Source organism: Sphingobium sp., from assembly GCF_041987595.1.
GTDB lineage: Bacteria > Pseudomonadota > Alphaproteobacteria > Sphingomonadales > Sphingomonadaceae > Sphingobium.
The window spans coordinates 1-7,942 of the sequence record NZ_JBHIWJ010000145.1; the positions used below are offsets into that span (position 1 = coordinate 1).

At 61.6% G+C, this 7,942-nt stretch carries 10 protein-coding genes and 1 pseudogene; 6 read left to right on the top strand and 5 right to left on the bottom strand.

Features of this window, described 5'->3' with window-relative positions; genetic code table 11:
• Positions 1-537 (top strand): hypothetical protein (locus tag ACFC3J_RS21250; RefSeq protein ID WP_375197976.1); only part of this gene is annotated, 537 nt, incomplete at its 5' end.
• Positions 538-581: 44 nt separating this feature from the next.
• Entirely contained in the window at positions 582-1,280 is a 699-nt protein-coding gene (locus ACFC3J_RS21255) for a hypothetical protein (RefSeq protein WP_185705207.1), read from the top strand.
• A 410-nt stretch (positions 1,281-1,690) separates the two neighbouring features.
• Here the strand turns inward: ACFC3J_RS21255 and ACFC3J_RS21260 are convergent, their stop codons facing one another.
• The 3 genes from ACFC3J_RS21260 to ACFC3J_RS21270 form a co-directional block, all read right to left on the bottom strand.
• Complete coding sequence (locus ACFC3J_RS21260; RefSeq protein ID WP_185705205.1) at positions 1,691-2,038, bottom strand: hypothetical protein; 348 nt, start codon at positions 2,036-2,038, stop codon at positions 1,691-1,693.
• Between the two features lie 60 nt (positions 2,039-2,098).
• Entirely contained in the window at positions 2,099-2,413 is a 315-nt protein-coding gene (locus tag ACFC3J_RS21265) for a hypothetical protein (RefSeq protein WP_375197977.1), read from the bottom strand.
• A 226-nt stretch (positions 2,414-2,639) separates the two neighbouring features.
• Positions 2,640-2,912, bottom strand: a complete 273-nt coding sequence (locus ACFC3J_RS21270) for a hypothetical protein (RefSeq protein ID WP_185705201.1) — start codon at positions 2,910-2,912, stop codon at positions 2,640-2,642.
• Positions 2,913-3,095: 183 nt separating this feature from the next.
• Here ACFC3J_RS21270 and ACFC3J_RS21275 point away from each other — a divergent pair, with 183 nt between their 5' ends.
• The 3 genes from ACFC3J_RS21275 to ACFC3J_RS21285 all read left to right on the top strand — a co-directional run bounded on the left by ACFC3J_RS21275 (position 3,096) and on the right by ACFC3J_RS21285 (position 5,675).
• Positions 3,096-4,292, top strand: a complete 1,197-nt coding sequence (locus ACFC3J_RS21275; protein ID WP_185705199.1) for a DUF932 domain-containing protein — start codon at positions 3,096-3,098, stop codon at positions 4,290-4,292.
• A gap of 93 nt (positions 4,293-4,385) precedes the next feature.
• The gene (locus ACFC3J_RS21280; protein WP_185705197.1) at positions 4,386-4,598 is read left to right on the top strand and encodes a hypothetical protein; all 213 of its coding nucleotides are present in this window, start codon (positions 4,386-4,388) and stop codon (positions 4,596-4,598) included.
• Positions 4,599-4,718: 120 nt separating this feature from the next.
• Positions 4,719-5,675: a hypothetical protein gene (locus ACFC3J_RS21285; RefSeq protein WP_185705195.1), complete on the top strand. Its 957-nt coding sequence runs from the start codon at positions 4,719-4,721 to the stop codon at positions 5,673-5,675.
• Positions 5,676-5,713: 38 nt separating this feature from the next.
• Here ACFC3J_RS21285 and ACFC3J_RS21290 read toward each other — a convergent pair whose 3' ends face one another.
• Positions 5,714-7,111, bottom strand: a complete 1,398-nt coding sequence (locus tag ACFC3J_RS21290) for a DUF6880 family protein (protein WP_185705193.1) — start codon at positions 7,109-7,111, stop codon at positions 5,714-5,716.
• Complete coding sequence (locus ACFC3J_RS21295) at positions 7,111-7,287, bottom strand: hypothetical protein (RefSeq protein ID WP_182914032.1); 177 nt, start codon at positions 7,285-7,287, stop codon at positions 7,111-7,113. The genes ACFC3J_RS21290 and ACFC3J_RS21295 overlap by 1 nt, the downstream gene beginning before the upstream one ends.
• 141 nt (positions 7,288-7,428) lie before the next feature.
• Here ACFC3J_RS21295 and ACFC3J_RS21300 point away from each other — a divergent pair.
• Positions 7,429-7,942: pseudogene (locus tag ACFC3J_RS21300) on the top strand (ATP-binding protein); the annotation flags it as partial.

Here is a 7,942-nt window from a genome sequence, read left to right on the forward strand (position 1 = left end):
GCTGAATTCCTCGCTGCCTTCATGCCGACCGATCTCGCCAATCCGTTCAACGGCCTGCTCGAAATCTTCGATGATCCCGACTTCCCGCATTTCGGGGCTGAGATCGAGATTGCGGGAGCAGCCGAGTGCATTGTCGCCATTTATGGCACGACCGACTTCCAGCCAGGTCCGATTGCAGAACTCATCCGACGCTGTTGCCAGGAGAGCTTGCAAACCGCGCCTGTCGGGTTCGACTGGAGCTATGGCTGTTCGCGCCCAAGTCGCGACAGTTTTGGTGGAGGATGGTGCGCGATATTTGCCGATCATGTCGAATTTGCCAGCACCCAGGAGGAACTGGCGCGCCGGTTGGTCCGATCTGCAGTGACGCCATCGGTGGAACCGCTTGATCCATGGATCGACTATCCACAATACCCCTCCGCCGATTGGCAGACCGAGGTCGCCAACGGCGACACGCGTCTTGGCTATCTCGACTGGGTTCTCGCCCGAACTGAAGTAGACCACAGCGTGCCTCCCTCAATGGAAGTGCCGTCCGCCTGACGCACCCGCCCCTCCAAATCTGATCGAGCCATAAGGATGACATCATGACCGATGCTAACGCGCCGGGCGCGTCCGCGCGCCTGTATAGCCAGACCGACCATGACGAACGCGGCAATTTCCATTATGAAGGCGATCTCTATCGCGCCGGCGAAGCGTTGCCATCGCTCGCCTCCCGGATCGATCGCCACCTCGCCCAGCATTTTACTGGCACCAGCTTTGCGATCCGCACCGAGACATTTGCGGGCGGACGCAAGGTCATCGCGGAAATCCTCGATACACCTGACGACCTCACCGGCCGTGAAGCGCAGGACGCCTTCATCGGCGAGGTGCGCGATCAGATGGAACGGTTCGGGTTCACGCGGACCAATCCGTTGCAGGATTTCTGGTCATGCAGTTTCTACAGCGAGGTCCGCATCGGCCAGGCCTATTGGGCGGCATTGGCAAAACGTCAGGGTATCCGCAATCCCGTCGATACGGTCCTATCACTGGCGGCGTTCAAGAAGCGCGTAAAAGCCGGTGATCGGTTGAAGCTTCTCGACGCACCGTCTGGTCATCGTCTTCTTGGAACGACCCGCGACATCACCAAAGTGCGCTCGGGCGACCTGATCCTCGAAGGTCGCTCCTACCTGTCCTTTCCCAGGGGATCCGCCTTCGCCTGCGACGGCCGCCTGATCCGGATTGCTATCGGTTCGCAATATGGTCCTGACGATCATCTTCTCTACGAATGGCTAAGGGCTTCCTGAGCGCCATTTTCTATGGTGATCGCGCTTGCCCAGGCCATGCGCGATATCGGGAATAATTGTCAGCGGCACCTTCATGTGACAGCGAGCGATATCGATCCGCGGGCGATCCACATGGCCTATATCCAGTTTTCATTGCTTCATATTCCAGCCCACCTCATGGTCGGAAACGACTTGTCGGGCGAGATACAGGACCATTGGTTCGCCCCAGCGCATATATTGGGGGGATGGACCGCTCGGCTCGCCCTTCGCCAACGTTGCGGACCCGTGGCTGAGATCTCCCAACGCGCGACCATCGCGACCGGCCCGACTTCACCATCGCAAGGTGCCGTTCCGCCATTGTACGAACCACGGGCATCGCAGCGATCCATGCCGCGACAGTTGAGCCTCTTCTGACATTCTCACGCCTCACATCATAGGAGATTGGCATGTCCCGACATGTCCATATCGACGCCCTGGGCCGGATGACGTCCGGCACAGCAATCATAACTTTGGCCATCTGCGGACCGCGCGGCGGCATGCGCGCCGTCGAGGAAATTTCGATCGATGAAGCCGAGAAAATGGTCACTCAACTTCAGGCTGCGGTCGCTCATGCTCGAGCCGGGGCCGCCATCGCTCCAGTTGATCGCTTCACGCAGGACGTCACCGATCGGCTCGGCGATCCGAGTCTCGCGCTCGATCCTTCTTTTCGTACATGGTGTGCCGACAATCATGGCCTGCTCAGTCCACGGCAGGCGGCTGAACGCTGGTGCTGCTGGCATGTTGCCTGACCGATCCTGGCGGTCGCGAGCATGGTCGGTTTCCCGCGCCCATGTGACGGGTCAATACAGGATGACGCCCGTCCCAGGAATGATCTGATCGAAAAAATCGAAATCGCGCCGGTTGCCGGTCAGCAGTTCACAGCCGGTCGCCGCAGCCTGCAGAAACAGCAGGGCATCGTTCAGCAGGGCGATCGAATGAGGTTGGCCGCAAAGCCTCGTGACCATGCCTGCCAGCATCCCTGCCTCTCCGAACATGCGGGAGGAGGGCGCGCTGAGGCGATGCTCCGGGATATCGTCGATTGTCCGTCCCAGCGTCTTGAGGACCGACGCGGTGCGTTTGTCGGCCGGATCGAGCGCGCCCATCAAATGAGTCATTTCGGCAAGCGCCACGCAGGAATGATTGACGATCCGGTTTTCCAGCAAACAATCTACTTCAACCGGTGTCTTGCCCTGGAGCACGTCAATATAGACGCACGTGTCGAGCAGAAGCTCGCGGCCTATGACAGCTGCCTTGTGAACCAGTGGCAATTCCTCTTCGGGTCGTCGCGACAGCCTGGCACCAGATCGCTGCGGCCTGATCCTGCGCAACGAGGCCTTACGATCAAATCCCAAGCGCAATATCCGCAGGGATCATGCCCTTTCGGCGCACAAGCCTGGCTCCAAAATCATCTTCGAGCGCCACTTTTGCGAGCGCATATTCGACAAGATCGGTGGTCGAGGCGATGCCGCTGCGCATCTTGGCGCGATCGATGAGTTCGCGTGGCACGCGGGCGCCGACCGCGCTGTTCGTGCCCGACAGCAAACCCGCGGCCTTGGCAGCGGCCACGACCGCTCCATGTCGCTGGGACAGATGATCCTCGTGCTTCGTCGCCATCACGGCCTCCTTTCGTTGAACATATACGCCAATTTGTAAAACATACAAGCCGCCGTCGTACCTGCTGCCGCCGGTCGGGGTCTCGTGAACCCATATCGCGATGCGCGAAAGGGAAGGGAGGGGCGGGAATGTGACAGGGGCCGTGAAGCACCTGTCGCTTTGCATCTCAAGGAGACGATTTCCATGGCGACCCTTGCCCCCATGAACGAAAACCCCCGCGTTACGGCGCCCTATCGGATCGATGTCTCGCGCGGACGCATGAGCAGCCGCGTATCGTCCGAGTGGTTCTCCCGTCCGGACGATGAGAAATATCTCTCGCTGACCAGTCTTTATGATGCCGTGCGCGGCCGCGCGGACCGTGCGACCACGCGTATCGTTGAAAGCCGGTCGATCCGGGTCGAGGCGAAAAGCGACAATCCAGAGCGGCTGATGCTGGTGGCGCCGGGCGATGATCGACCGCTTGCACCCACTAACTGGTCCTTTGGCCAGGTAGCAAGTCTCGTCGGTGCCCCGGCCTCTTATCTGCGCCAGCTGCCTGCCGCGCTTGCCGGCATCAACCTGCAGCATGGGTTGATCAACCACCGGGGCGAGCAGGTCAAACTGCTCCAGACCGAGAATGGTCGCACCGAATTGCGCGCGGCGACCGGATCGGAATATGGCAGGATCTTCGACTGGGAACTGGTCCAGGCGGTGATGGCCTTTGCCGGCGATGGCGTCGGCGACACGCGCTGGAAGGTGCCTGGAACGATCGACTGGGGCAGCATGACCTACAACCCTCATGTCGATATCACCAGGGAGACGACCACGCTCTACGCATCGGACCGGGACATTTTCCTGTTCCTCGTGGACGACACGCACCCTATCGAGGCCGGCAAGCTCCCTAATGGCGATCCCGACCTTTATTTTCGAGGCTTCTACGCCTGGAACAGTGAAGTCGGCTCCAAAACGCTCGGGATCGCGACTTTCTATCTGCGCGGCGTATGCGCCAACCGCTGTCTGTGGGGTGTCGAGAATTTCGAGGAGGTCAACATCCGCCACTCGAAATTCGCCGGTGCCCGTTTCGCGCATCAGGCCGCGCCCGCGCTCGAGCATTTCGCAAACTCCTCGCCGTCGCATTTCATCTCCGGCATCAAGGCCGCTCGCGAGCGGATCGTCGCGCGCAAGGAGGAAGAGCGCGAACCCTTCCTGCGCAAGCGCGGCTTTTCCAGGGCCGAGACGGCAAAGATCATCCAGACCGTACTGGCCGAGGAAGGCCGTCCGCCTGAATCCATCTATGACTTCGTCCAGGGCATAACGGCGCTGGCGCGCGCGAAGCCGCATCAGGACAGCCGCCTCGATCTGGAAAACAAGGCCAGAAAGCTGCTCGAACAGGCGCTTTGAGGCCCGGCACCGCCGCTCTCATGCCTTCTCCACCTCCCTCCTCGCCATCCCGGTCATTCGCCGGGGTGGCCATCGTCATGAAAGGATGCCGCCATGCGCGCCAAATCGTCCCTTACCCTGCCGCAATTTATCGTCGACATCGCCTTCTTCAGCGGCGGCGAATACTATGCCACCGAGACTTACACCGTTCCTGCATCCACCTGGTTTGCTGCGGAGCAACAGGCGCTGCAGATGTCGGTAAACAGCGTCTATGACGATGCGCGCATTCCTGACCTCAGCCGAACCGCCACTGTCCGCACGGCCTGATCATGCTCTGAGATCAATCTCGATGACAAAACTTCCGAACCGGAATCCTGGGACGGGTGTGCCGATCCAGCCGCTGTCCGAACCGTGGGCGCCGTGCCACCTTCCCCTGGAGCCATCTCCATGACCCGCTACACATTATCCCATCTCGAAACCGCTGCTTGTCTTTGGGAAGCCGTCCTTGAAATGCGCGATCGTGCTGCGACCACTCCCGATGAAAGCAGTCTGGCGCTTGCCTTGCGCACATGCTTCGATACGCTCGGTACAGCGGCGCTGCGTCTGATAGTGGTAGGCTGGGTCGATGCGGTCGAGGCTGCATGGCGCACCGTCGAAGGCGAATATCCGTTGTCGTTCGATTGGGATTTTGTGCCCCGTTGGATTGCCGACACGATCGACTGGTCAGATCCGCGCCGTCCGGTCATTCGCGCAACTGCGCCCGTTCGGAACGCCGGATCGAAGTCGTTTCCACTGCCCGGATATGACGCACCCCCCCAACCCGCGATCGGGACCAGCCATGAGGACCATCTGGCGATAGAGGTCCACACGGCCGTGATTGAACATCGGCATGGAATGAACATCCACGTCGCGGTCGATGCGATGGCTCTCGACGAGGAAATCGCTGCTTATTGCCGTGAATATTGGAGCGAGATCGACGACGCGCGCGACCCGAATAACCTGTCCGACGCCGAAGTGATATCAAACTATTTTGAATGTCATCCGTCGGAAAGCTGCACGAAGGATCGCATGCGTATTGCGCCCGTCGCACATCAGCGCGCCCTCGTCGCCGGATCGATCGAGCAGGGTCGCTATTGTGTACTATCGACCGCCCATCTCACGGTCCATACCGCCTCATGTCTCGATAAATGGGCGTCCTGGCCGCCCAGTGATCGACCGATCGACATCGCGGCTTCGGTCTATGGCTGGTTCGTGCCGACGCGCGCCATTGATGATGACCGCCGTGCGCAATTGCCGCAGGATCTGCTGCGGCTCATCGCTTTCGGCCGCGCGCACGGTTTCCAGTTCCTGCTCTTCGACTGTGACGGCAGTGACGTCGACGGACTGCCGCTCCACCATTGGTAGGGAGGTTTCCAATCTGGCCGCCCCGGCATTCTCCGCGATTATCCGAATTTCCCCGCGACCTGATTCCAGAAGCCGATCTTGCGTCCATGCACCTTGCGAAGATCGGCCAGCCAGTCATCATGCGGTACGACATCGACATCGCCTGCGATACGGTCGGCCAAATCCGTCGCGGCTGCAAAGTCCCGCGCGGCATAGGGGTAGTATTTCGAACTCGCCCGGTCGAGTACGCCTGCAACCAGCCGCCGATAGAGCAGGGTGGCCCCGCCTGGATCGGTCTGAGATAATGCCTCGGCGGCAGGACGCAGAATGTCATAGGCCCGGGCTTCCAGACCTTCGAGCCTTTCCCTGGTCAGCTTGCTAGCGCGCTTGAGATCGGGCCAGGCAACCAGGAACGCCAGTGCCGATGTCGCCCGATCATATGCCATGGCCTGATCAAGGGCTTGCCTTTCCGCAGCGACATCCTCGAAATCAGGCAAAGCCCTGAGCCATTCGCGTAGCGCCTGAGCGTCGAGCCAGCGGTCGAAGATCGCCTTGCGCTGCGCCTGCACATCGTCCCTGCGGCCGAGCGCCTCAAAGGCGCGTAATTTGAGATCGGCAAGTTCGCGCTCGTTATGGCTGCGCTCAACCGGTGCGTCGATCCAGTCGAGCGCTTCTGCCGCACGACCCTGCGCGATCAGGCGGGCGGCAACCTGCGCATTGACCAGCGTATTACGCCGATCAGGATCGACTGTCGCAATATAGGCGTCCACATCGCCGTCGAGGTCAGCGAGCTTGGGCAACAACCAGCCGACCTTATAATCGAATTGCCGTCGCTCCGGGCCGGTCAGCCCCGCCTGCCGCTCCAGCAGCATCCGGCGCAACGCTGCGCGGCCTGTCTGTCCCAGAGCCGGGGAGGCTGCGTCCGGCAGGTCGTCGAACACGCCATAGCCATCCCCTTCGATCAGCGTTAAAATATCCCCGGCGAGCTGCTCGACATCGGGTACATCGGCTCGGGCCCACAGCCCGCCCAGATCTTCGCCGCCTTGCCGGAACACCGTGCCCAGCGAACCGCTGCTGTCGTCTGACCTTTCGAACACCGGTTCGGCAAGGCTCAGCAGCAGCTTCATGCAATCGACCGCCTGGCTCAGCGAGGTTTGGGCCAGTGGTCCCAATATGGTTTCCCGCAACTGGTCGAGTTCGCGCGCGAGCGGACCTACCTTGTCCCATTCGACGAACCCGCGCGAACGCCGAATGGTCTTCAGCCGCTTGTCGATTTCGTGGGCCAAGGCGCCGCTATCGTCCTTCGCCGCCAGCTCCATGCGGACCGCGCGGGCGAATATGGCGTCACGCTCGGCCTGGGCCAGGACAAGCCGGGCAAGGCGCGCGGGTCCCAGCGCTTGGAGCGCATCGAGCGTCACCCTGCCGGTGCCGCGTTTACCACTGCCGGAGGTCGCCATCAGATGTCTTCACCTCCCGACCGTCCTGCCCCCTTGACCAGCGCAAGCAGCATGGCGTGCAGCACCTCTTCCGCGCGCTCGCGCCGCGCCGGATCGGCGGCGGAAATGTCCCGGCGTATCCAGTCCGGCAGGCGGCGCAGAAAGTCGGTGAGTTGCGAATCCAGATCCTGAGGCATTCCCTGTCCTTCGCAGTCCGGGACCGCTGCCGCAATATCGGATGCATAGTGGCATCCGCGGGCGTCATGGCCCTGGGAGACGAACGGGGGGGAGGGAGCGGGGCGGGGTGAGGGTTCCAGTCCGGACCCAGGGAGAACACCATGCCCCTTCCAACAACGATCCATAGCGCTGTCAGTCCCGAGGCGATCCGCCGCGCATCCCGCCTTTTTTCAGGCGACAGCCGGGACTGCCTTCATGAGATGTTCCAGAATGCCAGACGCGCCGGCGCCACCTGCATCGCGGTCGATCTGACCGAACAGGAAGGCCGATCCCTTCTGCACATCCGGGATGATGGCTGCGGCATCGATGATCCCGCCGCCCTGCTGATGCTGGGCCATTCGGGCTGGGGCGATGACATTGCCCGCAGCGAAGACCCGGCCGGCATGGATATGTTCAGCCTTGCCGGCCGCGCGGTCGAAATCCAGTCCTTCTCTCCCTCTGCGGGCACGGCCTGGAAAGTCCAGATTCCGGCAGACGCATGGGACAGCGGCGCGCCGCTTGCCATCGCCCCGGCCATGATCGGTTGGGGCACGCTGATCTCGATCGAACTGCCGCCCGACTGGAAGCAAGGCTTGTCTGCGGTCGTCGCCGATGCAGCCCGTCACTATCCCTTAC

Excerpts from the sequence above, each read along its gene's own strand:
- ACFC3J_RS21255 (WP_185705207.1), top strand. The coding sequence starts at position 582 with ATGACCGATGCTAACGCGCCGGGCGCGTCCGCGCGCCTGTATAGCCAG.
- ACFC3J_RS21260 (WP_185705205.1), bottom strand. The coding sequence starts at position 2,038 with ATGCCAGCAGCACCAGCGTTCAGCCGCCTGCCGTGGACTGAGCAGGCC.
- ACFC3J_RS21265 (WP_375197977.1), bottom strand. The coding sequence starts at position 2,413 with ATGACTCATTTGATGGGCGCGCTCGATCCGGCCGACAAACGCACCGCG.
- ACFC3J_RS21270 (WP_185705201.1), bottom strand. The coding sequence starts at position 2,912 with ATGGCGACGAAGCACGAGGATCATCTGTCCCAGCGACATGGAGCGGTC.
- ACFC3J_RS21275 (WP_185705199.1), top strand. The coding sequence starts at position 3,096 with ATGGCGACCCTTGCCCCCATGAACGAAAACCCCCGCGTTACGGCGCCC.
- ACFC3J_RS21280 (WP_185705197.1), top strand. The coding sequence starts at position 4,386 with ATGCGCGCCAAATCGTCCCTTACCCTGCCGCAATTTATCGTCGACATC.
- ACFC3J_RS21285 (WP_185705195.1), top strand. The coding sequence starts at position 4,719 with ATGACCCGCTACACATTATCCCATCTCGAAACCGCTGCTTGTCTTTGG.
- ACFC3J_RS21290 (WP_185705193.1), bottom strand. The coding sequence starts at position 7,111 with ATGGCGACCTCCGGCAGTGGTAAACGCGGCACCGGCAGGGTGACGCTC.
- ACFC3J_RS21295 (WP_182914032.1), bottom strand. The coding sequence starts at position 7,287 with ATGCCTCAGGATCTGGATTCGCAACTCACCGACTTTCTGCGCCGCCTG.